General features: G+C 44.9%; 29 protein-coding genes and 1 tRNA gene. 17 read left to right on the forward strand and 13 right to left on the reverse strand.

Annotated elements, in window-relative coordinates; translation table 11 throughout:
* Positions 1 to 125 precede the first annotated feature (125 nt).
* From H0W44_00210 to H0W44_00290, 17 genes are all read left to right on the forward strand, one after another.
* On the forward strand, positions 126 to 890 hold the full coding sequence (locus tag H0W44_00210) for a beta-ketoacyl synthase chain length factor (GenBank protein MBA3580855.1): 765 nt from the start codon (positions 126 to 128) through the stop codon (positions 888 to 890).
* Positions 877 to 1674: a 1-acyl-sn-glycerol-3-phosphate acyltransferase gene (locus tag H0W44_00215; protein MBA3580856.1), complete on the forward strand. Its 798-nt coding sequence runs from the start codon at positions 877 to 879 to the stop codon at positions 1672 to 1674. The genes H0W44_00210 and H0W44_00215 overlap by 14 nt, the downstream gene beginning before the upstream one ends.
* Before the next feature lie 61 nt (positions 1675 to 1735).
* A complete protein-coding gene (locus tag H0W44_00220; protein ID MBA3580857.1) occupies positions 1736 to 1990 on the forward strand; it encodes an acyl carrier protein in 255 nt (84 codons plus the stop codon).
* 30 nt (positions 1991 to 2020) lie between these two features.
* On the forward strand, positions 2021 to 2281 hold the full coding sequence (locus H0W44_00225; GenBank protein ID MBA3580858.1) for an acyl carrier protein: 261 nt from the start codon (positions 2021 to 2023) through the stop codon (positions 2279 to 2281).
* A gap of 6 nt (positions 2282 to 2287) precedes the next feature.
* Positions 2288 to 2848: a hypothetical protein gene (locus H0W44_00230; GenBank protein MBA3580859.1), complete on the forward strand. Its 561-nt coding sequence runs from the start codon at positions 2288 to 2290 to the stop codon at positions 2846 to 2848.
* A complete protein-coding gene (locus H0W44_00235) occupies positions 2848 to 4263 on the forward strand; it encodes an acyl-CoA synthetase (GenBank protein ID MBA3580860.1) in 1416 nt (471 codons plus the stop codon). The genes H0W44_00230 and H0W44_00235 overlap by 1 nt, the downstream gene beginning before the upstream one ends.
* Positions 4260 to 4640, forward strand: a complete 381-nt coding sequence (locus H0W44_00240; protein ID MBA3580861.1) for a hypothetical protein — start codon at positions 4260 to 4262, stop codon at positions 4638 to 4640. The genes H0W44_00235 and H0W44_00240 overlap by 4 nt, the downstream gene beginning before the upstream one ends.
* A 5-nt stretch (positions 4641 to 4645) precedes the next feature.
* Complete coding sequence (locus H0W44_00245; protein MBA3580862.1) at positions 4646 to 6367, forward strand: glycosyltransferase family 2 protein; 1722 nt, start codon at positions 4646 to 4648, stop codon at positions 6365 to 6367.
* The gene (locus tag H0W44_00250; GenBank protein ID MBA3580863.1) at positions 6364 to 6792 is read left to right on the forward strand and encodes an acyl-CoA thioesterase; all 429 of its coding nucleotides are present in this window, start codon (positions 6364 to 6366) and stop codon (positions 6790 to 6792) included. The genes H0W44_00245 and H0W44_00250 overlap by 4 nt, the downstream gene beginning before the upstream one ends.
* A complete protein-coding gene (locus H0W44_00255) occupies positions 6785 to 7402 on the forward strand; it encodes an outer membrane lipoprotein carrier protein LolA (GenBank protein MBA3580864.1) in 618 nt (205 codons plus the stop codon). Before H0W44_00250 ends, H0W44_00255 begins: the two co-directional genes overlap by 8 nt.
* Before the next feature lie 217 nt (positions 7403 to 7619).
* On the forward strand, positions 7620 to 8855 hold the full coding sequence (locus tag H0W44_00260) for a tryptophan 7-halogenase (protein MBA3580865.1): 1236 nt from the start codon (positions 7620 to 7622) through the stop codon (positions 8853 to 8855).
* Entirely contained in the window at positions 8840 to 9445 is a 606-nt protein-coding gene (locus tag H0W44_00265) for a DUF3261 domain-containing protein (GenBank protein MBA3580866.1), read from the forward strand. The genes H0W44_00260 and H0W44_00265 overlap by 16 nt, the downstream gene beginning before the upstream one ends.
* Positions 9446 to 9496: 51 nt before the next feature.
* Positions 9497 to 10699 (forward strand): beta-ketoacyl-[acyl-carrier-protein] synthase family protein, encoded by a 1203-nt coding sequence (locus H0W44_00270; GenBank protein ID MBA3580867.1) that lies wholly within the window; start codon positions 9497 to 9499, stop codon positions 10697 to 10699.
* Positions 10700 to 10701: 2 nt separating this feature from the next.
* On the forward strand, positions 10702 to 11172 hold the full coding sequence (locus H0W44_00275) for a 3-hydroxylacyl-ACP dehydratase (protein MBA3580868.1): 471 nt from the start codon (positions 10702 to 10704) through the stop codon (positions 11170 to 11172).
* Complete coding sequence (gene fabG / locus H0W44_00280; protein MBA3580869.1) at positions 11172 to 11924, forward strand: 3-oxoacyl-ACP reductase FabG; 753 nt, start codon at positions 11172 to 11174, stop codon at positions 11922 to 11924. The genes H0W44_00275 and fabG overlap by 1 nt, the downstream gene beginning before the upstream one ends.
* The gene (locus H0W44_00285) at positions 11924 to 13150 is read left to right on the forward strand and encodes a beta-ketoacyl-ACP synthase (protein MBA3580870.1); all 1227 of its coding nucleotides are present in this window, start codon (positions 11924 to 11926) and stop codon (positions 13148 to 13150) included. Before fabG ends, H0W44_00285 begins: the two co-directional genes overlap by 1 nt.
* A gap of 78 nt (positions 13151 to 13228) precedes the next feature.
* Positions 13229 to 13807 carry a hypothetical protein gene (locus tag H0W44_00290; GenBank protein MBA3580871.1) on the forward strand — a complete coding sequence of 193 codons (579 nt, stop codon included), beginning with the start codon at positions 13229 to 13231 and terminating at the stop codon, positions 13805 to 13807.
* An 82-nt stretch (positions 13808 to 13889) separates the two neighbouring features.
* Here the strand turns inward: H0W44_00290 and H0W44_00295 are convergent, their stop codons facing one another.
* The 13 genes from H0W44_00295 to H0W44_00355 form a co-directional block, all read right to left on the reverse strand.
* On the reverse strand, positions 13890 to 14570 hold the full coding sequence (locus H0W44_00295) for an anti-sigma factor (protein MBA3580872.1): 681 nt from the start codon (positions 14568 to 14570) through the stop codon (positions 13890 to 13892).
* Positions 14567 to 15130, reverse strand: a complete 564-nt coding sequence (locus H0W44_00300; GenBank protein MBA3580873.1) for a sigma-70 family RNA polymerase sigma factor — start codon at positions 15128 to 15130, stop codon at positions 14567 to 14569. The genes H0W44_00295 and H0W44_00300 overlap by 4 nt, the downstream gene beginning before the upstream one ends.
* Positions 15131 to 15268: 138 nt before the next feature.
* On the reverse strand, positions 15269 to 17362 hold the full coding sequence (gene pnp / locus H0W44_00305; protein ID MBA3580874.1) for a polyribonucleotide nucleotidyltransferase: 2094 nt from the start codon (positions 17360 to 17362) through the stop codon (positions 15269 to 15271).
* 80 nt (positions 17363 to 17442) lie between these two features.
* Complete coding sequence (gene rpsO / locus H0W44_00310; protein ID MBA3580875.1) at positions 17443 to 17712, reverse strand: 30S ribosomal protein S15; 270 nt, start codon at positions 17710 to 17712, stop codon at positions 17443 to 17445.
* 134 nt (positions 17713 to 17846) lie between these two features.
* Positions 17847 to 18800: a tRNA pseudouridine(55) synthase TruB gene (truB, locus tag H0W44_00315; GenBank protein ID MBA3580876.1), complete on the reverse strand. Its 954-nt coding sequence runs from the start codon at positions 18798 to 18800 to the stop codon at positions 17847 to 17849.
* 26 nt (positions 18801 to 18826) lie between these two features.
* Complete coding sequence (gene rbfA / locus H0W44_00320; protein MBA3580877.1) at positions 18827 to 19201, reverse strand: 30S ribosome-binding factor RbfA; 375 nt, start codon at positions 19199 to 19201, stop codon at positions 18827 to 18829.
* A 20-nt stretch (positions 19202 to 19221) separates the two neighbouring features.
* Positions 19222 to 21813: a translation initiation factor IF-2 gene (gene infB, locus H0W44_00325; protein MBA3580878.1), complete on the reverse strand. Its 2592-nt coding sequence runs from the start codon at positions 21811 to 21813 to the stop codon at positions 19222 to 19224.
* Positions 21814 to 21858: 45 nt separating this feature from the next.
* Positions 21859 to 23349, reverse strand: a complete 1491-nt coding sequence (nusA, locus tag H0W44_00330; GenBank protein ID MBA3580879.1) for a transcription termination/antitermination protein NusA — start codon at positions 23347 to 23349, stop codon at positions 21859 to 21861.
* A gap of 15 nt (positions 23350 to 23364) precedes the next feature.
* Positions 23365 to 23820, reverse strand: a complete 456-nt coding sequence (rimP, locus tag H0W44_00335) for a ribosome maturation factor RimP (protein MBA3580880.1) — start codon at positions 23818 to 23820, stop codon at positions 23365 to 23367.
* A gap of 207 nt (positions 23821 to 24027) precedes the next feature.
* Positions 24028 to 24104: transfer RNA gene (locus H0W44_00340), tRNA-Met, on the reverse strand.
* Between the two features lie 77 nt (positions 24105 to 24181).
* A complete protein-coding gene (locus tag H0W44_00345) occupies positions 24182 to 24580 on the reverse strand; it encodes a hypothetical protein (GenBank protein MBA3580881.1) in 399 nt (132 codons plus the stop codon).
* Positions 24577 to 24894 (reverse strand): heavy-metal-associated domain-containing protein, encoded by a 318-nt coding sequence (locus tag H0W44_00350; protein ID MBA3580882.1) that lies wholly within the window; start codon positions 24892 to 24894, stop codon positions 24577 to 24579. Before H0W44_00350 ends, H0W44_00345 begins: the two co-directional genes overlap by 4 nt.
* Positions 24895 to 24932: 38 nt before the next feature.
* The gene (locus H0W44_00355; protein MBA3580883.1) at positions 24933 to 25559 is read right to left on the reverse strand and encodes a hypothetical protein; all 627 of its coding nucleotides are present in this window, start codon (positions 25557 to 25559) and stop codon (positions 24933 to 24935) included.
* Positions 25560 to 25562 lie beyond the last annotated feature (3 nt).

The following is a 25562-nucleotide window of genomic DNA, read 5'->3' on the forward strand; positions in this document are numbered from 1 at the left end:
TTAAAATTTGTCGCACTATTGAACAAAAACCCGCGCGCAGTCCTACCAATAATATGGAGAGAATCTAGCGGGCTTTGCTACAATGCCGCCCCCCTTACTCCTTCTGGATTTGGCGCTGTTAGCCTATGACCAACACGGTTGCACTGAATGTAGTGGATTGGCATGCCTGGGCGCCCGGCCTCAATACGACCGATGCGTGGGCAGCATGGCTTAAAGTCGCAACGCCAGGCCAAGTACCGCCGATTGCGGTTGATACTGCCAGCGAACCCGATGTTTCTGCCATTCCTGCCATGTTACGCCGCCGACTCAGCCCGCTGTATCGTGCAGCGCTCGCAGTAGCCTATGCACTCGGTGATAAACACGGCCCCATGCCGACGATTTTTTGTTCGCGCCACGGCGACAACCACAAAACGGTTGAATTGCTCAAAGCCTTAGCCGAACAAATGCCGTTGTCGCCGACCGGCTTTAGCTTATCGGTACACAATGCCGCGGTAGGTCAATACACCATCGCCCGCCAAGAAGCTCTGCCTTCAAATGCGATCGCCGCTGGAGAATCAGGTTTAGAACACGCGTGCATCGAAGCCGCCGGTTTCTTAGCCGAAGGTCGTTATCCGCAGGTGCTGGTGTTGATGTATGACGACATCTTGCCCGAGGTGTACCGCAATATTCCCGACAGCGTCGCCTGTCGGTATGCCTTGGGTTTGGTGCTGAGCGCCGCGCCCAGTGCGGTGCGTTTAGAACTGCAACTCACCACCGCCGCAAGCCTTAGTCACACCGCCATCCCAGAACCCAGCGCGTTTAGTTTATTGCGTTTATTGACTGGCAATGCGACCCAGGTGGATTGGCAAGACCGTGAACACCACTGGCATTGGCAATATGCAAACGCTTAGCCTGCCCTCCAGCAATGTGTTTGATTATTACTGGCGCATTTTCGCTACAGCGCTTTGTTTTGCCTTGTTTGGTTTGTTTGGCGTGCTACTCAGTATTAGCATTTTTCCTTTGATGATTCTGCTCTTCTACCGCCACCCCACTCACCGCCATCGTGCGGGGCAATACGTGATTCATAAACTGTTCTATTGGTATACCCATATCATGCAGGGCTTAGGTGTTTTAACCTTTAGTACCGCGGGCCTGGAAAAACTTCGCCACGCCGCTAATGAAAAAGGCTTATTAATCATTGCCAACCATCCCAGTCTTATTGATGTTGTATTTTTAATTTCATTCGTGCCTCAGGTTGGCTGCGTGGTGAAAAACAAACTGTGGAACAACCCCTTTACCAGCGGGCCGGTACGTGCTTGCGGCTATATTCGAAATGACACCGATCCTGAGCAAGTGATCAGCGCCTGCGCTGCCACTCTCAACGCCGGCCATTCCTTAATTATTTTCCCTGAAGGCACGCGTACCACACCGGGCATTATTACTAAACTGCAACGCGGTGCTGCCAATATTGCCTTACAAGCGGGTTCGTCTTTAACCCCGGTGCTTATCACAGCAGAGCCCAGCACGCTGACCAAACAGGAAAAGTGGTATCATGTGCCCCCGCGAAAACCTCATTTCCATTTTGAAGTACACGCGGATATTGATATCACCCCTTTCCTCGAAGGGGATGGGCTGAACGCCGTTAAGGCTCGCAAACTCACGGAATATCTAGCCGACTATTTAAAGGCTAGTTAAAACTGCGGCTTGTCCCAAAGCCCTTTGAATATTTAACGAACGAAATACAGGTATTAAGCGCATGAGTGATTTGAAATTAGAGTTAAAACAATTAATTATCGACAGCCTTAATTTGGAAGACGTCACACCTGCGGACATCATCGATGACGCGCCTTTATTTATCGAAGGCTTAGGTTTGGATTCCATTGATGCGTTAGAACTAGGCTTAGCATTACAAAAACAGTACGGCATTAAAATGGAAAAGGACTCCGAAGAAACACGCAAACATTTTGCGTCCATCAATGCATTAGCGGCTTTTGTAGCACCGCATCAATAAGCGCTTACAATATTCGTGCAAGAGGTTGTCATGTCCAGCAATGCCCTGACTAAAGAACAAATTTTTGCTCAAATCAAACTCATCTTAGTTGAGATGTTTGAAATTGACGCTGCCAAAATTAAACCCGAAGCTCATCTTTATCATGACCTCGATGTTGATAGCATCGATGCAGTGGATTTAATTGTTGAACTCAAAAAACGCACGGGCAAAAAAGTAAAACCCGACGACTTTAAAGAAGTGCGCACGCTACAAGACGTCGTCGACGTCATTCACGGGTTAGCCGCCGAATAAGCCATAATGAAAATTCTGCTCTCAGTTTTAACCGGAGCGGCGCTCTTTTTATATCCCTTCGCCGTTTATTTTGGCATTACTCATCTGCATGTTTCTCACTTAGCATTAGCATTGTTATCGCTACTGTTACTGCGCGTACTCGCATTACCGAAAAAACCCGCTGACAACAATCGGCGTTTTTATTTAGCCACTTTACTTATCACCATCACTTTATGTTTATTAGCGGCTTGGCGCGCAGATGCACTGTATTTAAAGTTTTATCCCGTGGTCGTCAATCTCAGTTTTTTATGCGTATTCGGTTTATCGCTCCGTTATCCACCGAGCGTAATAGAACGCATTGCACGGATTAAATATCCCGACATCCCACCTGCTGGCGTACAACATGCACGTAATTTCACGGTAATTTGGTGTGTGTTTTTTATTCTCAATGCAAGTGTCGCATTTTATACAGCGGTATATGCGGACACCGCTACTTGGGCTTTATACAACGGCTTAATTGCGTATGCGCTAATGGGCTGTTTATTCGCTGCTGAATGGCTTTATCGCAAACTGGTGTTAAAAGTCTAATGCCGTCGTATCTGACATTTGAACAATTACTGTGCGATAGCCGCAACGCAGATGACATTATTGCGTGGCGCCATAATCTGCCAATTACTCGCGCAGCATTTCAACAGGCAGTAGCCGACAACATTAGTGCGCTACAAAAAAACACCGGTAGGCGCTGGGCACTTTATGCAAATGACGCGCTAACATTTGCCGTGGGTTTATTAGCCTTGGCCGCTAGCGACAAGCACATCGTCATTCCAGGGAATCGTCAACCCGGTTTCATTGCATCACTAACAACGGGCGAACAGTGTGTCGATGGATTTTTAGGCGACTTTGAAAATACGCATACAAAAATTATCACTACTGCATTTACGCGTGCAGCAAGCGCGCCGATATTATTTACAACGCCATTAAATGGCGACGCTATCGAAATTGAAATTTATACTTCTGGCACTACTGGCGATCCAAAACCTTTGCAAAAAAAATTACGCCAACTCTGCCGTGAAATCGATACCTTACATGCCACGTGGCCCAACGAATTAGCTGGCAGTACTGTTTTAGGTACGGTCTCTCACCAACATATATATGGTTTATTATTTCGAGTCATGTGGCCACTATCAGCCGGTGTTCCATTGCTCGCAGAAATGCTCGAGCATCCAACCGATATTTGTCACGCGTTGCGACAATACGCACCCGTTACTTTTATTTCTTCACCCGCACATTACAAACGTTTACCCGAACATGCAGACCTCAATAGCGCACAAGGCACTTTGCGCAAAATGATTTCTTCAGGCGGACCATTAAGTTATGACGCCAGTCGCACCATCAGTGAAATATTAGACGCGCCGATATTTGAAATTTTTGGCAGCTCTGAAACCGGTGGTATCGCGTATCGCATACAAGATGAACGTCAAGCCGATACGCCCTGGACACCCTTCAGTGGCGTAGACATTCGTTTAGAATCAGCCAGCCACGCTTTACAAATACGTTCCGCAAATTTGCTGGATGCAGAATGGTTTACGATGGCTGACGCAGCCCATATCGAAGACGGACAATTTCGTTTGTTAGGTCGTTTAGATCGCATTGTCAAAATCGAAGAAAAACGCATTTCGTTGGATGAATTAGAAAAACAATTACAACGCCAGTCCTTAATACACGAAGTCCGCACTTTAGTATTGCAAAATGAAGCAAGCAAAGATGCTTCAACGCAGCGTGAAATTATTGGCGCCGCGATTGTCCTTAGCGCGGCCGGCGAAAAAATCCTGCAAGCACAGGGCAAACATGCGTTAAATCAACAACTACGCAAAATTTTGCGCAATTATTTTGAGCCGGTAACATTACCGCGTAAATGGCGCTACGTTAAACAACTACCCGTTAATGCACAGGGTAAATTTGTACAAACCGATTTGATAGCCTTGTTTGAGTCCGAATCATGACCTCTGCCGTAACCTTACCTATCATCAATAGCGAAACTCGTACGCAAGAAAATACTGAGTCGATTATTGAACTTGCGTTAACCGTACCAGAAAATCTTCTGTATCTTGAAGGTCATTTTCCGCACGTGAAAGTATTACCTGGCGTAACGCAAGTTCATTGGGCTGCACAATTAGCACGTGGTTATTTTGAAATGCCCGAATATTTTGTGGGCATGGAAGTCATAAAATTTCAACACGTCATCCTGCCCAACACCTTAATCAAATTACAGCTGCGCTTTAATAGCGTCACCAACAAACTTCATTTTCAATACACTAGCGCGCATAGCCAGCATTCTTCTGGTCGTATGTTATTTAGCGCTGATGCGATAACAGTGTAATTTTTATGTCATTCAAACCTTGCATCATCATACCTGTTTATAATCACGCGCAAATGTTGCCTGCTGTGCTGGATCGTTTAGCGCATTTGCATTTGCCATGCTTAGTGGTCAACGATGGCTCTTCAACACTATGCAGCGCATTATTACAAAAAATCGCCCAAGAATATTCATGGCTTACCTTGTTAGAACATACTGTGAATCAAGGCAAAGGTGCGGCAGTCATGACCGGCATTCGCGCTGCAGCCGAATATGGTTATACGCATGCCTTACAAGTTGATGCTGATGGTCAACACGCCATAGAAGATGCAACTGCCTTATTAAAGATGGCAGAATCAAATCCCAGCGCTTTAATCAGTGGTCGACCTGTTTACGACGAATCCGTACCCAAGCATCGTTTATATGCACGTTATCTCACGCATGTGTTGGTTTGGCTAAACACCTTATCACTCGAGATAAAAGATTCTATGTGTGGTTTTCGGGTTTATCCCATCAGCGCTACGCTGCGATTGATAAACGAGGTGCGGCTAGGCGCGCGCATGGACTTTGACACAGAAGTGATGGTTCGCCTTTATTGGCGTAATACGTCGATCTTACAAATACCTAGTCGCGTCATTTATCCTGAAGATGGTCAATCACACTTTAATTTAATTAATGACAACGCCTTAATCACTGCATTACACACGCGTTTATTTTTTGGCATGTTATTGCGCTTGCCCTTTTTGTTAATGCGTTTAATAAAACGTTTTATCACGCGCCGAGTACAACGCAAGCATCAACAATGGCATCAATTACAAGAACGCGGTTCTTTACTCGGCATGCGCTTATTATTAGCAGTGCATCGTTTATTAGGCGCCCGCGGCTTCCAAATCGCTATCGCACCGGCGCTTATACACTATTTTATATTTCATCCCACCGCACGCCGCAGCTCACACCAGTATTTAACTCATTTTTATGCGGCTTTCCCGCAGGCGCTTAAAAATAAAAAACCCAATTACTTAAGCACGCTACAGCACTTCAATCAATTTACGCACGTTGCCTTAGATAAAATTATTACCTGGGTTGGGCATTATCGCGAACACAATGTTACGTTTGAAGATCGCGAGGTATTATCCGATTTAGTCAGACGCAAACAAGGCGCGTTAATTATTGGCTCGCATTTAGGCAACATTGAAATTTCACGGGCTTTATCCCAAACCAATCCAGACGCCGTCATTAATGTGTTAATGCATACCAAACACAATCCTAAATTTAACCATCTGTTACGCGAAACACCGCAAGCACGCAGAATTAACTTGATTCAAGTCACCGACATAGGTGCTGACACCGCCATGATGCTTAATGAATGCATCAATCGTGGCGAAATGATTATTCTTACCGGTGATCGCGTACCGGTGCAAAGCGCCGAACGGGTTAGCTTGGTTAATTTTTTAAATAAACCAGCGCCGCTGCCGCAAGGGCCTTACATTCTAGCCAGCTTATTAAAATGTCCCGTTTTAGTATTGTTTTGTCTTAAAGAAAAAAATCGTTACCGTATTTATTTAGAACCTTTTGCTGACGTCATTCAACTGCCACGTAAAGATCGTGAAACCCATTTGCAACACTACGCCCAGCGCTACGCCCACGTCTTAGAAAAATATTGTCAATTAGCGCCATTGCAGTGGTTCAATTTTTATGACTTTTGGCACACTACAAAAATCACACCGCCTCCTAAAGAGCAAGCATCATGAGCAAGGCCACTGCACTTATCGGTGCTAGCGTAAATATCCGCGTGCCGTTTCACGATGTCGATGTTATGGAAGTGGCTTGGCATGGCCACTATGTGAAGTATTTTGAAATCGCACGTTGTGCCTTGTTAGATAAAATTGATTATAACTACGCGCAAATGCGCGAATCGGGTTACGCTTGGCCCGTCATTGATTTACATATCCGTTACGCCCAAGCGGCTTATTTTGGGCAAGAAATCACTGTGTTAGCTGAAATAGTAGAATGGGAAAATCGTCTCAAAATAAACTATTTGGTCACCAGCCTGACTAAACAACAGCGCTTAACCCGCGGCCACACGATTCAAGTGGCTGTGGATGTCAGCAAAAAAGAAATGTGTTTTGTATCCCCACGAATATTATTTGAAAAACTTGGAGTCCCGTATGAATAATTTAATCTTTCCTCGCCTTTTTATTATGGCACTGGCTTTTAATTTAAGTTTTTTATCGATCACGCCAGCCCATGCTGCGGATTCAATCGATGTTATTTTTAAACAGCTTAAGCCCTCCGATTTAGCAAAAGGTGAGTTTTTACAAAAGAAACATATTGCGGTTCTCAAACAACCGCTCATTAGCGAAGGCGATTTTTTGTTTGATACTCAATACGGGGTGTTGTGGCACACCATCAAACCTTTCGAAAATAAATTAATCATTACTAAAAACAAAATCATGCCAGCGAATGATCCGCGTCAAGCGATTCCGCTGCCGGCGGGATTTGGCGAATTATTGCCGGCGTTGATTAGCGGACGTTTCAAATCCTTACAAAATGATTTTACTATTGAAGCGGTTAAAGAAAACCAAGGTTGGCGCGCTACCTTAACCCCTATCAATGCAGGCCTCAAAAGTGTGTTAGCCAACATCGAGATCAGCGGTGCCGCTCAACCTGCGGTCATCAAACTAAAAGAACTCAATGGTGACGTTACTGAAATTCAGTTACGCAATTTATCTCAACCTAAAGCATTAACAGATGCAGAGCGCAAAATCTTCGAATTGGTTAAGTAATAACGCCCCATTGCAGTCGCCGTTTTGTGATCGGTGACCGTGATTTTGACCATTAAAATAGGTACAATCTCGCGCCTGTGGACGTAGATTTAGGCAACAATTTAGACAATAGCAATACATTCCAACTTCAATTAAACACGTGGATATGTATTACCAAAATAGTAATGGCTGTTTAGTTACAGCCCAAAAAACTTAATTTTATTAGCGGTAAAGTAAAATGGCAAAGTGGTTAGAAAATCCTGATATTTTAATTGTCGGCGCAGGCCCTTCGGGTGCGATCGCCGGCGCTTTATTAGCGCGTAAAGGTTATAGCGTCATGACGTTGGAAAAACAAACCTTCCCGCGTTTTTCAATTGGCGAAAGTTTATTACCGCAGTGCATGGAATTTATCGAAGAAGCCGGCATGCTGGAAGCCGTTAACAATGCGGGTTTGCAATATAAAAATGGCGCGGCCTTTAGACGCGGCGATACCTACACTGATTTTGATTTTAGTGAAAAATTTACGCCCGGCTGGGGCAATACGTTCCAAGTACAACGTGCCGGTTTTGATAAATTATTGGCCGATGAATCCGCCAAATCAGGCAATAATATTTTTTACGAACAAGAAATTATTGCAGTAACGCCTGATGCGCAACAACCGAGCGCAGTATCGCGTGCCATAGATGGCTCCGAAAAAACGGTGCGCGCTAAATTTATTTTAGATGCGAGCGGTTTTGGTCGGGTCTTACCTCGCCTATTAAATCTCAACAAGCCTTCTGAGTTTCCAGTGCGTCAAGCGTATTTCACTCACGTGATGGATAACATCGAACCCAGCGAATTTGATCGACATAAAATTTTAGTATCAGTACACCCCGAATTTAAAGACGTATGGTTTTGGTTAATTCCATTTGCAGGTGGCCGCTGCTCCTTAGGCGTAGTGGCGTCACAAGCGTTTCTTGATCGATATCCTGAAGATCCTGAAATTAAATTACGCCAACTCGTAAAAGAAACACCCGCCTTACAACATTTATTACGTAATGCAGAATACGCCATGCCCGTACGCAGTATTGTCGGTTACGCCGCCGATGTAACAAGTTTGTATGGACAGGGTTATGCGTTGTTAGGTAATGCCGGTGAATTTCTGGATCCGGTATTTTCATCCGGCGTGACCATCGCAATGAAATCCGCCAGCATGGCTGCCAATCTTTTAGATCGACAACTACAAGGTGGTAGCGTTGATTGGCAAACTGAATATGCAAAACCTTTGCAAGCAGGTGTTAATGCGTTTCGTATGTTTGTTGAAGCGTGGTATGACGGACGTTTTCAAGATATTATTTTTTATCAAGGACAATCTCCAGAAATACGCGGCATGATTTGTTCGATATTAGCCGGTTATGCGTGGGATCAAAAAAACCCTTATGTGAGCGAACCGCGCCGCTTAAATACCTTGGCGGAAATATGTCGCAGCAACTAACTCATCGTGGCCCGTTTTATTTTAGCGCAATACTGCTAAGCAGTTTATTGTTGAGCGCTTGTGCTAATCAACGTTTAGCGCCACCCGATTTAACTGCTGGCTTTCCTTTGTCGAGCAATAGCTTAGGTGAAACGCGCAATGCTCAACAACATTTAGTGGGGCACTATTCTGCGCATCGATTTACCAAAGATAAATCACAAGCGCAAAAGCACGAAATGTTGGCCTTAATCGAAGCGACGCCCGACGTGATTACTTTAGTAGGCATGAGTGGTTTAGGAAATCGTATTTTAACTATTCGTTTAAGCGGCGAAGATTTTACGGTAGATCGCAGTCCTTTATTACCCGCACAACTTGATGCCTTTTATGTATTACGTGATATTCAATTTTGTTTTTGGCCAGAACAAGCATTACGTGACAAATTAGAACCCAATGGTTGGCGTATTGAAACCACACCTAATAGTCGCGCTTTTTATAAAAAAAATCAGCTGATTACACAAGTGCAATATGAGGGTGCTACACCATGGTCCGGCAAAGTTCATTACACGGATAAAATCATGGGCTACACCTTAGACATTAATCCACTTGATTAAGACTCTACAGCCACTATTACAACCACTACTATATAAGCCTACGCATACAGCATGAGTAATATATTTTCATTATCAGCTCCCGGTTTAGTCACGCCTCTCGGTCATGATGCGCACAGCGTATTGAGCGGGTTATTAGCGGGCTCACGCCAAGGCTTGATTGAAAACGATACACTCACACCTGGTCGCAAAATGTATACGGGCACAGCCGCTGTTGCCGAACAAAAATTACCCGCAAACACAGATTGGCCTTTGCCTTATCGTACGCGTAATAATCAATTACTGGTTATGGCGTATGAACAAATTAAAACTCAAGTTGATTCACTTATTAAACAACATGGCGCGGCGCGCATTGGCATAGTATTAGGCACGAGCACTTCGGGCATCCGCGAAGGTGAACTCGCTATTGCGCACTACATGCAAAACGGAAAACTGCCGCATGATTTTTCTTATCCGCAACAAGAATTAAGTTCGGCTACAGAATTTTTAAGCTGGTACAGCGGCGCACAAGGTCCGCGTTATGTTATTTCTACCGCGTGTTCTTCTAGCGGCAAAGCTTTTTTATCGGCGCGTCGTTTATTACGCTTAGGTTTATGCGATGCCGTTATCGTGGGCGGCGCAGATAGTCTATGTCAATTAACCTTGCGCGGCTTTGATGCCCTGGAATCCATCAGCAGTGGTATTTGTATGCCGTGTAGTGCGACACGCGATGGCATTAATATCGGTGAAGGCGCTGCCTTATTTATTATGCAGCGTGATGCGCAAGCTGAAATATTATTTTTAGGTGGCGGTGAATCTTCTGATGCACATCATATCTCCGCACCACATCCCGATGGTTTAGGTGCGATTGCCGCGATGCAACAAGCTTTGAATGATGCACAGTTAAACAGTGATGCAATTGCCTATGTTAATTTGCACGCGACCGGCACGCCGTTAAATGATGCGATGGAAAGCAAAGCTATGCATGCCGTGTTTGGTGCGAACACACCGTGCAGCGGCACTAAAGGCATGACCGGACATTTGTTGGGCGCAGCAGCCGTCAGCGAACTCGCTTATTGCTGGTTATTATTATCGTCGCTGAATACTGCTCAACGCTTAGCGCCGCATGTCTGGGACGGACAATGGGATAATGAATTAATGCCGATGGCTTTAACCGATAACAATAGTCGTCTTGATAAAACGCGACACGCGATGATGTCCAACTCATTTGCCTTCGGCGGTAATAACGTTTCATTAATCATTGGGCGCGCACAATAAACATGACACTAACAACATTCCCTCCGATTGCCGATTTATTGCCACACGCACCGCCGATGGTGTTAGTCGATGAATTAATTCAACACGACGCTGAAAGTGTTACCAGTCTCGTACATATTCATAAAGACGCCATGTTTTTTGAAACGGGTAAAGGTGTACCTGCTTGGGTAGGTATTGAATACATGGCACAAACGATTGCCGCGTGGGCAGGTCTGTGTGCATTGCAAGTAGGCGGCGAAATTAAAATTGGTTTTTTATTAGGCACGCGCCGTTATCAAACACCCATCTCATATTTTCCTGAAGGCTGTACGTTAACGGTACGCGGCGTGCGTCAACATCATGAAGCGGCAGGCCTTAGCGCTTTTGATTGTCATATTCATACTATTATTAAAGATCAACCGATTGATATTCACGTTGCGCTCAATGTGTTTCAACCCGATGATCCGGCCGCCTTTTTAGCAGGACAACACTAATGTCAGATAATAACAATATCGTTACGGGCTTAACTATTTTTGTAACAGGTTCTAGTCGCGGCATCGGCAAAGCCATTGCGCTCGATTTAGCGCGCCATGGTTATGACATTGTGCTGCATTGTCGTTCGCGTCGCGAAGAAGCTGAACAAGTTGCGATTGAAATTCAAGCATTAGGTCGACAAACACGTATTTTACAATTTGATGTTGCAGATCGCGCCGCAGCTAATGAAATATTAACCGCCGATGTTGAAACCTATGGCGCCTATTATGGTGTCGTGTGTAATGCAGGCATTGCGCGTGATGCGGCATTCCCGGCAATGACCGGCGAAGATTGGGATGCAGTGATGCGCACCAATTTAGATGGTTTTTATAATATTTTACAACCGCTCGTGATGCCGATGATTCGCCGTCGCGCGGCGGGACGCATTGTTACCTTAGCCTCGGTTTCTGGCATTATGGGCAATCGCGGACAAACTAATTACAGTGCTGCCAAAGCGGGTATTATTGGCGCAACAAAAGCCCTCGCAGTAGAACTGGCTAAACGCAAGATCACAGTTAACTGTGTGGCACCCGGCTTAATTGAAACCGATATGGTGGTTGATCAAGAAGTGGTTGCTGAAGCATTAAAAATTATTCCTATGCAACGCGTCGGCCAACCCATTGAAGTTGCAAGTTTAGTAACTTATTTAATGTCTGAGCAAGCTGCGTATATTACGCGCCAAGTTATTTCGGTGAACGGAGGAATACTCTAATGAAACGTGTCGTTATCACCGGCTTTGGCGGCTTTACTCCTATAGGTGCAGAATGGTCGGTTATTGAACAGCATTTACGCAATCGTAAAACCGGCATCGTTACTATGCACGACTGGGATAAATACATCGATATGCATACGCGGCTCGCCGCACCCGTGCAAGGATTTGAACAACCTGCGCATTACACTCGCAAACGCACGCGCTCTATGGGTCGGGTCGCTTTATTAGCCACCGTTGCCAGTGAACGCGCGTTAGCACATGCGGGTTTATTAGATGATCCAGAAATTAGTAATGGCAGCATGGGTGTTGCTTATGGTTCATGCACAGGCAGTACCAGTGCCGCAGCTGATTTTTTTAATCTATTAGTTAATCACACGATGGATGGCATCACCGCTAACACCTATTTAAAAATGATGGGGCATACCACTGCAGTTAATGTCGGTGTGTTTTTTGAATTAAAAGGTCGCGTAATACCCACGTCGAGCGCCTGCACATCAGGTAGCCAAGGTATCGGTTACGCTTATGAAGCCATTCGTTATGGCAAACAATTGATGATGGTGGCCGGCGGCGCTGAAGAATTATGTCCTACTGAAGCGGCCGTGTTTGACACCTTGTATGCCACCAGCACTATGAATACTACACCGGAAAAATCACCACGACCGTTTGATAAAGAACGCGACGGACTTGTGATTGGTGAAGGCGCCTGCAGTTTAATTCTCGAAGAACTCGAACACGCGCAAGCACGGGGTGCGCCAATCTATGCTGAGATCGTAGGTTTTGCGTGCAACTCCGACGGTGCACATGTTACGCAACCTAGCGCTGCAACCATGCGTATCGCGATGGAACTGGCATTAAAAGATGCGCAACTGAGCAGCGATGCTATTGGTTATATTTGCGCACATGGCACAGCAACGGAACATGGCGACATTGCGGAATCAAATGCGAGCAGTCAGTTATTTGGTGCCCGCACACCTATTAGTTCATTAAAAAGTTATATGGGACATACACTCGGTGCTTGTGGCTCTATTGAAGCCTGGTTAACCATAGAAATGATGAATCGTAATTGGTTTGCGCCTACTGTTAACTTAGATAATATTGATCCGCGTTGTGGTGACTTAGATTACATCACCGGCCATGGCCGTGAACTATCTACCGAATACGTCATGAGCAATAACTTCGCATTCGGCGGGATTAATACTTCTTTGATTTTTAAACGCTGGTCGTAATAAAAAATACTTATTATTGCGTCTCGTTATTTCCTTAATTCTATTTTCGTTATGCTTTTATTTATAAGGAGAACGTCTATGTCGGTTTATAAAATTTTAATGATCAGCAGCTTGACCACCCTCACAATATTAATGAGCGGCTTTGTGTCGGCAAAAGATGCCCTATCCGAACTTAGCAAAGGCGCCATCGTTTACAATTTACTTAACCTACACGCAGATCCTACTCGTCACACGTTATCATCGGTAAATTATCAACTGGAAGGTCTCATTCCGCGGTGCACGGCTTTGGAAATTACTGACGCTGGCAAAAAACGTTTGAAGTTTAAAATTAAAGAATCTGGCATTGAATACTCGTATGATTTTCACGCTAAATCTACGCCTGGCGAATTTGATAATCATTTAGCCAAGGTCTTCGCTGCCAAATGCAACACTGCTCTTTCAAAAAATCTTAACAATGCCGATCAAGCAGGCATTAAAACCGGTCTTGCTAAAAAAGGCATGAGCAAAAATGGCGTGTTACTCGCGCTGGGTTATCCGCCTGAACACATTACACCGGATCCAAAAACAGCAGACCAATGGACTTATTGGAAAAACAAATTTAATCGCTTTATTGTTCATTTCAACAGCAAAGGCATTGTTGAAAACGTCCAACAATAAATACTCTTAAAAAATGTTATAAAAAAAGCCGGTACTTAATTAAGCACCGGCTTTTTATTGATCGCTAAAACACGACTTTTAATTAAATCATAATGCCTTTGTACATTATTTCACCCGTTGGTTTATCCATATTCGGCTTATCCATCGGCTCAAACGTAATTGCGATAGCTTCTGCTTCATGTAGCATCTGCAAACTATGCGGATCTAATTCAAAACGCGCCATCTTGCCACTGATAACACCTATTGGCATCGGCTCACCACCACCTTTAGGAATACACCACACTTGCATAATGTGATGCTCAGGTGCTTGTGTATACGCAACTTTTTCAATCATTAAGGTATTATCATTTGCCATTCGCGCCACCATCATCGCGCGCTCATCTGCTGTTTGTAAAACGGCAATAGTCGGTTGCATTACATTCGTTTGCGGCTTAGGTAATAACACCAGAGTAATTACCGCCAACACACTCGCGGTTACAAAACCTTGCCAAAAATTCCACTGTTGCCAAACGGGTAGTGATGATGGCGCAATTTTTTGTTGGATACGTCGCCAGACACGCGCGGGCGGTTTTACAGCATGACTTAATTGGCCTAAAGGATTCAAACGTTGTTGCCAATATTCAACCGCTGTTTGCAGTGACGCATCATGCGGCAATAAACGCTCAAAACGCTGACGCGCACGGCCATGTAATGTACCTAACACATATTGGCCGGCTAATTTATTTTGTAATTCTGGATTTGCATAACGTTGGGCAATTTTCATATTGATAATTCTCCCATGCACATTTTTAAGCGTTCCATGCCACGTCGCACCCAACCTTTAATGGTGCCCAAGGGTTGAGTTAAATGCTTTGCTAATTCTTGATGACTATAACCACGATAATAAGACATCAAAATTGCATTGCGTTGTGGCTCATCTAAATCTTGCAAACACATCATCAACGATTGCAAATCACTGCGAATCGCAGCGGCATGATCGGGATGCTGTCTATGATCAATCATGTCAGGCATAGCGCCAACATCGCTATTATCTCGGAACTCCAAAAAATCTCGTTGCTGTTGCCGAATTTTATCGATGGCACGATGCCGTACAATCGAGCTCATCCAGGTTAATGCGCTACTCTCACCAGGACGAAACTGTTCTGCGCTGCGCCAGATTTTTAAGAATGCGTCTTGTAATACGTCTTCCGCTAACTCAGGTTGGCGTAACACGCCCAAAGCCAAACCATATAATTTTGCCGATGTTTGTTCATACAAACGCGCCAATGCACGTTGGTCACCCAACGCACATCTCGCCAACAATTCATTTAATTCATCCTGCACAAAATCTCCTTACCCAGCGCCAAACTTTGAAACTTACTCTATATACGCTTGATATCATGTTTTGGATTCTTTTAATTAGCATCAGACATAAAAAAGGGCGCTAGTGCGCCCTTTTTTGATCTTGTTAACAAACAGCGATTACGCTTCTGCTGTTTCGGTAACGGCTTTAATCGATAAACGCACACGACCTTGTTTGTCGATTTCTAAAACCTTCACGCGCACAATATCGCCTTCAGATAATTTATCACCGACATTTTCCACACGCTCTTCACTGATTTGTGAAATATGCACTAAGCCATCGCGGCCCGGCATAACCGTTACAAACGCGCCAAAATCCATGATCTTGGCAACTTTGCCTTCATAGATACGACCTACTTCTACTTCAGCGGTTAATTCTTCAATCATAATACGCGCACGTTCAGCAGCAATTTTATCAACCGCAGCAATTTTAATAGTGCCGGTGTCATCAATATCAATCACTGCGCCGGTTTGTTCAGTGATAGAACGAATCGTCGCACCACCTTTACCAATTACGTCACGAATTTTGTCAGGATTAATTTTGATGGTGGTATAACGCGGCGCATATTCAGACATTTCACCGCGTGGTTGACGCAGTACTTCGTCCATTTGTTCCAGAATATGCAAACGACCTTGTGCCGCTTGTGCTAATGCGATTTCCATAATTTCGCCGGTGATGCCGTCGATCTTAATATCCATTTGCAAAGCGGTAACACCGTTACGTGTACCCGCTACTTTAAAGTCCATATCGCCTAGATGATCTTCATCACCCAAGATGTCAGTCAAAATAGCAAACTGATTACCTTCTTTTACTAAACCCATCGCGATACCCGCGACGGATGATTTTAACGGTACGCCTGCATCCATTAACGCTAAGCTGCCACCACACACAGAAGCCATTGAGCTAGAACCATTTGATTCGGTAATTTCTGACACTAAACGAATCACGTAAGGAAATTCATCGGTGCTCGGCATCACTGCTTGTAAACCGCGTTTTGCTAAACGACCATGACCAATTTCGCGACGTTTAGGTGAACCCACCATACCGGTTTCGCCAACGCTGTAAGGAGGGAAATTGTAATGCAGCATAAAGCTGTCTTTACGTTCGCCTTCAATCGCATCAATTAATTGTGCATCACGACCCGTGCCTAAAGTAGCTACTACGATGGCTTGCGTTTCACCGCGCGTAAACAAAGATGAACCGTGGGTACGAGGTAACACACCGACTTTAATATCTAAACCGCGCACGGTTTTATGATCACGACCATCAATACGTGCTTCGCCGCGTAATACACGACCGCGAACAATTTTCTTTTCAACGCTACCAAATGCCCCCTTCACCGCATCTGTAGTCCACTGACTACCTTCAGCGGTCAATTTAGTGATCGCTGCATCGCGCGCTGCGCTGACTAAATCTTGACGTTGTTGTTTATCAGCTACGCTATAAGCTGCATTTAATGCGGTTTCCGCAGACTCCGTTACCGCTTTCGCTAAACTTTCATCTTTCACGGGTGCTTGCCAGTTCCAAGCGGGTTTGCCTGCTTCTGCTTTTAATTCGTTAATCGCGCTGATAACAGTTTTTAATTGCTGATGACCAAACATCACCGCGCCTAACATAATCGCTTCTGATAATTCAGCCGCTTCAGATTCGACCATCAAAACAGCTTGATCAGTACCGGCGACAACTAAATCTAATTTTGAAGTTTTTAATACTGCTGCTTCTGGGTTCAACACGTATTGACCGTCGATATAACCCACACGTGCCGCGCCGATAGGACCTAAAAATGGCAAACCACTCAACGCTAACGCTGCTGAAGCACCAATCAATGCCGCGATATCCGGATCAACTTGTGGATTTAACGACATCACTGTCGCGACCACTTGAACTTCATTGGTGAACGCTTTGGGAAATAAAGGACGCAACGGACGATCGATCAAACGGCTGGTTAAGGTTTCTTTTTCAGAAGGACGACCTTCGCGTTTGAAAAAGCCACCGGGAATTTTGCCGGCTGCATACGTTTTTTCTTGGTAATTCACGGTCAACGGAAAAAAGTCACGACCTTCAATAGCCTTTTTTTGGCCTACTGCCGTCACTAAAACCACGGTGTCGGCAATGCTGACTAACACCGCACCATCGGCTTGACGTGCCACAGCGCCGGTTTCGATAGTGACCAAATGACTACCGTACTGAAATGTTTTTTTAATGCTTTTCACTGAGATATCTCCCTATGCCGTGGACACGGCAACGATTGGGGTAAAAAAAATGAGGTACTAGAAACGACTTGCGCCGTTAATTAACGGCGCAATCCTAGGCGTTCGATCAATGTTTTGTAGCGGCCTTGATCTTTACCCTTCAGATAATCCAGCAGCTTGCGGCGCTGGTTGACCATACGTAACAACCCTCGACGGGAGTGATGGTCTTTCTTGTGACTGGTAAAGTGTTCAGTGAGACCACTGATGTTCGCTGTTAGCAGCGCAACTTGCACTTCAGGTGAACCGGTATCATTGGCGACTTGACCGTATTCTTTGACTATTCGCCCTTTCTCTTCAATGCTTAGGGACATTGCCTAAAACTCCAATTCCGCTCGTCTTCGTAAGGGCGCACATTCTAACAGCACAGGTCTGGGAAAAGAATAGCTACTTGGGCTTAATTTCAATCCAAAAGCCCCAGACTGGTAGGCCAACGCCACTCGTTTAATTACTCACAAATCAGACGTTTAGGCGCAATCCGCCCATCCGCCAAAATTTGGCCTATGCCCAGGAAAGTGGGTGCGGTCTCGATCGTGGATTCGGCATTCATATCGACTTCAGCGCGATATAAACGCAAACAAACTAGACCCTTCATGTCCGGCACCGGCGTCACTGACACCGCTTGACCTTGCAACATCAGTCTTGCTAATTCAGCCGGCAACACAATCGCGGGTAACGCTTGGATTGCGCCATCTAATGGCAACAAATACGCATCGATAGATTCGACTCGATGCAAGGCTTGTTCGAGTTGTTCAAAAGTAACACTTTGTTCAATCTCATACGGTCCAGCTTTTATACGTCGCAACATGGTTAAATGCGCGCCGCAACCGATCGCTTCACCAATATCTTCCGCCAAACTGCGAATGTAAGTTCCCTTGGAACAACTTACATCTAAAACCAAACGATCCGCCTGCCATTCATTTAAATGTAATGCATAAATTTTTATAGTGCGTGCCGCACGTTCAACCGTTTCGCCTTTGCGCGCTAATTTATACAGCGGCACACCATCGCGTTTTAATGCAGAGTACATCGGCGGGATTTGTTGCAAGGTGCCGGTAAACTTTGCTAACACCGTTTGCAAATAAACGTCACTCAATACCGGCACTTCACGGGTCAGTAAAACTTCACCCTCTGCATCACCCGTGGTCGTAGTCACTCCTAAACGACATTCACAGAGATAACGTTTATCTGCGTCCAATAAAAAACCGGAAACTTTGGTCGCTTCACCAAAGCATAAAGGCAACACGCCGGTCGCTAAAGGATCCAAGCTGCCGGTATGACCAGCTTTTTGTGCATTATAAAGACGTTTTACTTTTTGTAAGGCCGCATTGGAGGACATGCCAATAGGTTTATCTAATAGCAACACGCCATGTACTGGACGACCTTTGGATTTACGCGACATGGATTTTACAAATAAAGCAGGAAATATTATTGCGCAGTATCATCATCAGCGCGTGGCTTGCCCACGGCGCGATCAATTAATTCACTTATGCGTGCGCCTTCTTCACCCAAGGTATCGTAAATAAAATGTAAATCAGGAACTACACGCAAGCGCATGCGTTTACCTAATAAACTACGCACACGTCCTTTATAGCTATTTAATAATTCGACACTTTCTTCACCGCGATTATCTAGCGAGGAAATATAAACTTTGGCATGTTGCAAGTCATGCGACAAACGCACTTCGGTCACTGTCAATAAAGTACTTAAACGCGGATCTTTAACTTCCGTGCGTATCAGTGCAGCCAGTTCTTGCTGCACTTGATCACCCACTCGATCACTACGGGGATAATCTTTCGCCATAATATCCGTCGCTTATTCGTTTATAGTGTTCTGCGAATTTCGATACGTTCAAAGACTTCGATTTGATCGCCAGGTTTAACATCGTTATAGTTTTTAACGGCAATACCACATTCCGTACCCGCACGCACTTCTGCAACGTCGTCTTTAAAGCGGCGTAATGATTCCAGCACGCCTTCATAAACCACCACGTTATCGCGTAACACACGAATAGGATTGTTCTTTTTCACTGAGCCATCAATAACTAAACAACCTGCGACTGCACCAAATTGTGAAGACTTATAAACATCTTTAACTTGTGCCAAACCTACAAACTCTTCGCGAACTTCTGGCGCTAACATGCCAGAGAGCCATTGCTTCACATCATCAATCAATTCATAAATAATGCTGTAATACTTTACTTCGACGCCAGTTTCTTCAATTACTTTTTTCGCCGTCGCATCCGCACGCACGTTAAACGCTAAAATCCGTGCTTTAGAAGCCGATGCCAAATTCACATCTGATTCACTAATACCACCAACCGCAGTAGATAATATTTTCACCTTGGCTTCGCTAGTCGACAAACTATTTAACGCTTGATTTAACGCTTCTGCGCTACCTTGTACATCGGTTTTTAATAACAAATAAACGACACTGTTATCAGTATTTACTTGGCCGAATAAATCTTCTAAGCGAGCAGCATGCTGCGTCGATAATTTATTATCCCGCAACTTAGTTTTGCGCATTTCTGCAATCTCACGGGCGGCGCGTTCACTTTCCACGACTTGCACATCATCGCCGGCATTAGGCGTTGCAGACAAACCTAACACTTGCACAGGAATAGAAGGACCGGCTTTTTCAACACGATTGCCGGCTTCATCAAACAACGCGCGTACACGACCAAATTCAATGCCCGACAAAATCACATCGCCTACCTGTAAACAACCGGATTGCACTAATACGGTAGCAACTGGACCACGACCTTTTTCTAAACTAGATTCAATGATCACGCCTTTTGCAGGGCCTTCAGCCGGTGCTTTTAATTCCAAGACTTCAGCTTGTAACAAAACGCTTTCTAATAAAGTATCGATGCCTTTGCCGGTATGCGCAGAAACATTCACAAAAATAGTATCGCCGCCCCAATCTTCTGGAATCACTTCATGCTTAGTTAATTCTTGCTTAACACGATCAGGATCAACACCGTGTTTATCAATTTTATTAACCGCTACAACAATAGGTACACCCGCCGCTTTAGCATGTTGTACCGCTTCAATTGTTTGCGGCATAACACCGTCATCAGCAGCCACCACTAAAATTACAATGTCAGTAGCTTTTGCACCGCGTGCACGCATGGCGGTAAACGCAGCATGGCCGGGTGTATCAAGAAAAGTAATCATGCCTTGATCAGTAGTCACATGATAAGCACCAATATGTTGAGTAATGCCACCGGCTTCTCCGGCGGTTACTTTGGTGCGGCGAATATAATCTAACAATGACGTTTTACCATGATCGACGTGACCCATTACGGTTACAACAGGTGAACGCGTGACAGATCCTGACTTGTATTCAATTTCAATGGCGGCTTCTGCTTGTACTGCAGCCGTTTGTGTGGCCACAGCGGTATGACCAAACTCTTCCACAATTAACACAGCGGTATCACGATCAATCACTTGGTTAATCGTCGCCATGATGCCCAAAGACATTAATTTCTTAATCACTTCGCCGGATTTAACAGCCATGGCTTGCGCCAAATCACCGACTAAAATGATATCGGGAATTTTAACTTCGTAAACAATCGGCACGCTAGGTTTAGCAAACACGTGTTTATTTTCTTTATTAGATTTAGGTTTGCGACGGCGACCACTTAAAGCGGCATCCACATGCAATTCTTCGCGTTGAATATTTTTACGAAGTGGAGCTTGTTTTTCTTCAAAACCACGACGGCCAGTGCCGCGTTGTTTTTCACCAACTTTTTTACCTTTCTTAGCGCCGCGATCATCTTCTTCAGTAGTCGGCGCTTTACGCGTCTTAGCTGATTCATCTACGTTGCGTTTATCGCTATCATTTTTAACCGGCACGCTTTCAACATGCGGGGCAAGCGGTTGGTTTTTATCTGTACGTTGTTTAACTAGTTCTTCAGCGCGACGTTTTTCGTCTTCAACTCGTTTACGGCTTTGCTCTTCTTCAGCACGACGTTTTTCAAGATCCGCTTGTTGACGTGATTGTTCTTCGGTTTTACGACGGTCTTCCGCTTCGCGCTTTAACGCATCACGATCCGCCTGAAAGTCTTGTTGAGTTCCAACTTCATCTTGCTCTGCGCCAGTCTTCACTAGGCTACGTTTTTTGCGCACTTCAACACTGACGGTTTTACTCGGGCTACCGCGCGTACTCGTGCCTACTTTTAATTCGCTAACGCTTTTACGTTTTAAAGTAATGCGGCCATTGCCAGCGGTGCTCACGGCGGGTTTACTGCCGTGGTTGCTGCGCAAATAATCTAACAAACGCATTTTTTCTTCGTTGCTGACGGAATCATCAACAGATGTTTTATTCAAACCAGCTTCCGAAAGTTGCTGCAACAGCCGCTCAGTTGGAGTACCAACCATTTCCGCGAGTTGCTTTACTGTGACGTCTGACACAATGCCCCCTTATGGACTCTGTCTGATTGTGCTACTAAACGAGCATCAACCGGCTTTCTCTGTAAACCAATGTTCACGCGCTAACATGATCAACTTGGAAATGCGATCACGATCCAACGTACCATCTATATCAAGCACGTCATCAACGGCTTGTTCAGCTAAATCATCTAAAGTAACAATACTGTTTGCAGCTAATAAATTAGCCAGCGCTGTATCCATACCGTCTAACGCTAATAACTCTGCAGTCGGTGCATTAGCTTCTTCTTTAGCAATTGCACGCGTTAATAAAGCATCTTGGGCTCGCGCTTGTAATTCACTCGCGATATCTTCGTCAAATTCGGCAATCGCAGTTAATTCATCTAACGCGATATACGCCACTTCATCTACAGTAGTGAAACCTTCTTGCACTAAAATTACGGCCACTTCTTCATCAACATCGAGTTGTTTCATGAAGAGATCTTGTAATTCGCGGGCTTCTGTTTCATTTTTTTGTTCAGCGGCTTTTTCATCCATGACGTTTAAAGTCCAGCGCGTTAATTCGCTGGCTAAACGTACATTTTGACCACCACGACCAATGGCTTGTGACAATTTATCTTCAGCAACAGCTAAATCCATCGTACGAGTGTCTTCATCGACCACGATAGATAACACTTCAGCAGGTGACATCGCATTAATAACAAACTGCGCGGGATTATCGTCCCACAAAATAATATCAACACGTTCGCCAGCTAATTCATTCGTGACTGATTGCACACGCGAACCACGCATACCAACACAAGCGCCAACCGGATCTAAACGGGGATCATGTGAACGCACCGCAATTTTGGCGCGCATACTAGGATCACGCGAAGCGCCCATAATTTCGATCAAACCTTGACCTACTTCCGGGACTTCAATTTTAAACAGTTCAACTAAAAATTCAGGACAGGTGCGGCTAACAAATAATTGGGGGCCGCGTGCTTCTGCACGAACTTCTTGTAAATAACCGCGCAGACGATCACCCGGACGCACGGCTTCGCGAGGAATCATTTGTTCTTTAGGGACAAATGCTTCAGCGTTATTACCCAAATCTAAATAAACACTGCCGCGTTCCACCCGCTTAACAATGCCCATAATAATTTCGCCGACTTTATTGCGATACGCATCAACGATTTGCATACGTTCTGCTTCGCGCACTTTTTGCACAATCACTTGTTTCGCGGTTTGCGCAGCAATACGGCCGAATTCAACCGATTCAATTTGTTCTTCGATGTAATCACCGACTTGAATGCCAGGCTCTAATTCGTCAGCCGCTGCAAAAGTAATTTGCTGTTCAGGCGAATCTTGTTCGGCATCTTCAGCCAACACTTCCCAACGCCGAAAGGTTTCATAACCGCCGGTTTTACGATCAATAGTAACGCGCACATCAATGTCGCCCGGATGACGTTTTTTCGTCGCCGTGGCTAATGCGGTTTCCATTGCTTCAAAAATGACGGTTTTACTTACACCTTTTTCATTTGAAACAGCGTCTACTACCAATAAAATTTCTTTGTTCATCGATAACTCCAATCCCTAAAACTGCGGTACCAGCTTAGCTTTGTCGATTTGTTCAAATTCCAACTTAAATTCATCTTCATCTACTTTAATCACTACATGACCATCTTGGACACCTAGCAATAGACCTTTAAAGTTGCGCCGTCCATTCACGTTATCGAACAAACGCACTTTAATTTGTTCGCCACTAAAGCGCTCAAAATCCCGTAAACGAAACAGCGGCCTATCTAATCCGGGCGAAGACACTTCTAGGTCATACGCACCACTGATTGGATCTTCTACGTCCAGTAAAGCGCTGACCTGCTTACTGACTCGCTCACAATCTTCAACCGTTAAACCATCGGGCTTATCTATATAGATGCGTAATACGGATTGGCCACCGTGTTGACCAAACTCAACACCCACCAATTCATATCCCAAGCCTTCCACCACTGGCTCCACCAAAACCCATGCTTTGTTGGCGCTACGACTCAAGTGGTCTTACTCCTCATTAATGCCGATCCCTCAAGATTAAGGAGTCGGCCATAAAAAAAGGGCAAATGCCCTCTTCAACTTCTTCGAACTGCGACATTGCGCAGTACACGAGGGCATCCCCGTTAATACGAAGGCCCCATAAAGGGGCCTGCGAACTTCAAAAACTGGCCACATTCAGCATGACAACTAAGTCATGCACAGAATATATGGTAGCGGGGGCAGGATTCGAACCTACGACCTTCGGGTTATGAGCCCGACGAGCTGCCAGACTGCTCCACCCCGCATCAGGCAGCGCGCAGTCTAACCACTTGCCCCCCATTGATCAAGTTGATCTATGAGATTAAATAACATTGTTGTCACACTAAGCTGATAGCCACGGTTGAATAAATGCAAACCACACACCGATTAACAACACCACCACACTGAACCAATAAATTCGCCATGACCATTGGCGTGTACGCGCACACGCCAGCGACTCTGCTGCGCTTAAGCCCACTGGACAAGGCGCATTACGATGCCGCCACTGCCAAAGACCATTACTCACTAACATGACCGCCGCAAAACTAAACACCCATTCTTTATATTCACTGAGTATCACTAATTGCGGCACCGCGGTAATCAAACTCGATAACACCGCACCCGCACCTAAGGCGACTAACAATGCGGGCAACGCGCAACAAATCAGCGTGCTGGAACTCGTCAATAAAGAAAGTAACGATGACCAATAACTACTGTTTGTGTTTGATAAAGATATTTTCATTTTTTATTCTTCGCCGCGTATTCGGCTTTAATATCATCAACCGATTTTTCTACGGTTTCAAATTTCACTACCGCATAACCCGCATCGGCAATTTCTGATTTAATTAACGCTTCACTGACCGCTTGATTTGGTTTTGCCTCCACTGCCACTATTTTTTGTTTCAAGTTCACGAACACCGCTTGAGTTTCTGGTAATTTCAATAAACGTTTTTCAATGCCTTGTGCACAAAATGCGCAAACCATGCCATTCACTGTTACCAGCGTAGTGGTTGCAGCCATTGAAAAATTTGCTAATGCCGACAACACACAGATCATTGCTATTTTATTTACTAAAGTTTTCATAACAACACTCCTCAAAAAATGTACATAAAATTAAAACGCGCTTGCTTCATATTAGAAACACCAGCTTCCACAAAATAACGGTTGTGAATCAACCGCAACATCGGTGTAACTTCAGCTTCTTCCGAAAGACCTTGCATACGCCGTGCTTCGACAATAAACCATGGCTGAACTTCATCGTAATCTACTTCATAAAAAGAAAAACCCGCACGTGCCGATGCGTAATCATGATCAATATCTTCAGCACGGTATGCACGAAAAGCTGACGCTAAATAAATTCGCGTTGTTTCATAGTCAAGCTGAATACCCGGCGTGTATAAAAAACGTGTGCCAGAAAAATCATTGCCTTCCAATGCGCCAATACCACCCACCAACCACACATTCGCTTGCGCATGTGGCAAATTCCATCTTTTCAATAACCGGGTATACGTGAGCTGCACAGCTTCGCGCTCTAATCGTTGATCATCCGATTGCATAGCAACGACTTCCACTCCGGCAGCATCTCGACTCGTAAGCGCATAATTCACGAATGCTTCTTGCCAATTGGGCGAAAAATCCCCCATCGACATGGCGCTTTCTTTAAAGCCCATGGGCCCTGCATAACTAATGTTACTCGCCACAAAAAACCAGACGGCAGCCACTAC

It is taken from the genome of Gammaproteobacteria bacterium (assembly GCA_013817245.1).
Lineage (GTDB): Bacteria > Pseudomonadota > Gammaproteobacteria > HTCC5015 > HTCC5015 > JACDDA01.

Bases quoted from the DNA above. Each gene is read 5' to 3' on its own strand.
- H0W44_00210 (MBA3580855.1), top strand. From the start codon at position 126: ATGACCAACACGGTTGCACTGAATGTAGTGGATTGGCATGCCTGGGCG.
- H0W44_00215 (MBA3580856.1), top strand. From the start codon at position 877: ATGCAAACGCTTAGCCTGCCCTCCAGCAATGTGTTTGATTATTACTGG.
- H0W44_00220 (MBA3580857.1), top strand. From the start codon at position 1,736: ATGAGTGATTTGAAATTAGAGTTAAAACAATTAATTATCGACAGCCTT.
- H0W44_00225 (MBA3580858.1), top strand. From the start codon at position 2,021: ATGTCCAGCAATGCCCTGACTAAAGAACAAATTTTTGCTCAAATCAAA.
- H0W44_00230 (MBA3580859.1), top strand. From the start codon at position 2,288: ATGAAAATTCTGCTCTCAGTTTTAACCGGAGCGGCGCTCTTTTTATAT.
- H0W44_00235 (MBA3580860.1), top strand. From the start codon at position 2,848: ATGCCGTCGTATCTGACATTTGAACAATTACTGTGCGATAGCCGCAAC.
- H0W44_00240 (MBA3580861.1), top strand. From the start codon at position 4,260: ATGACCTCTGCCGTAACCTTACCTATCATCAATAGCGAAACTCGTACG.
- H0W44_00245 (MBA3580862.1), top strand. From the start codon at position 4,646: ATGTCATTCAAACCTTGCATCATCATACCTGTTTATAATCACGCGCAA.
- H0W44_00250 (MBA3580863.1), top strand. From the start codon at position 6,364: ATGAGCAAGGCCACTGCACTTATCGGTGCTAGCGTAAATATCCGCGTG.
- H0W44_00255 (MBA3580864.1), top strand. From the start codon at position 6,785: ATGAATAATTTAATCTTTCCTCGCCTTTTTATTATGGCACTGGCTTTT.
- H0W44_00260 (MBA3580865.1), top strand. From the start codon at position 7,620: ATGGCAAAGTGGTTAGAAAATCCTGATATTTTAATTGTCGGCGCAGGC.
- H0W44_00265 (MBA3580866.1), top strand. From the start codon at position 8,840: ATGTCGCAGCAACTAACTCATCGTGGCCCGTTTTATTTTAGCGCAATA.
- H0W44_00270 (MBA3580867.1), top strand. From the start codon at position 9,497: ATGAGTAATATATTTTCATTATCAGCTCCCGGTTTAGTCACGCCTCTC.
- H0W44_00275 (MBA3580868.1), top strand. From the start codon at position 10,702: ATGACACTAACAACATTCCCTCCGATTGCCGATTTATTGCCACACGCA.
- fabG (MBA3580869.1), top strand. From the start codon at position 11,172: ATGTCAGATAATAACAATATCGTTACGGGCTTAACTATTTTTGTAACA.
- H0W44_00285 (MBA3580870.1), top strand. From the start codon at position 11,924: ATGAAACGTGTCGTTATCACCGGCTTTGGCGGCTTTACTCCTATAGGT.
- H0W44_00290 (MBA3580871.1), top strand. From the start codon at position 13,229: ATGTCGGTTTATAAAATTTTAATGATCAGCAGCTTGACCACCCTCACA.
- H0W44_00295 (MBA3580872.1), bottom strand. From the start codon at position 14,570: ATGAAAATTGCCCAACGTTATGCAAATCCAGAATTACAAAATAAATTA.
- rpsO (MBA3580875.1), bottom strand. From the start codon at position 17,712: ATGTCCCTAAGCATTGAAGAGAAAGGGCGAATAGTCAAAGAATACGGT.
- truB (MBA3580876.1), bottom strand. From the start codon at position 18,800: ATGTCGCGTAAATCCAAAGGTCGTCCAGTACATGGCGTGTTGCTATTA.
- rbfA (MBA3580877.1), bottom strand. From the start codon at position 19,201: ATGGCGAAAGATTATCCCCGTAGTGATCGAGTGGGTGATCAAGTGCAG.
- nusA (MBA3580879.1), bottom strand. From the start codon at position 23,349: ATGAACAAAGAAATTTTATTGGTAGTAGACGCTGTTTCAAATGAAAAA.
- H0W44_00345 (MBA3580881.1), bottom strand. From the start codon at position 24,580: ATGAAAATATCTTTATCAAACACAAACAGTAGTTATTGGTCATCGTTA.
- H0W44_00350 (MBA3580882.1), bottom strand. From the start codon at position 24,894: ATGATCTGTGTGTTGTCGGCATTAGCAAATTTTTCAATGGCTGCAACC.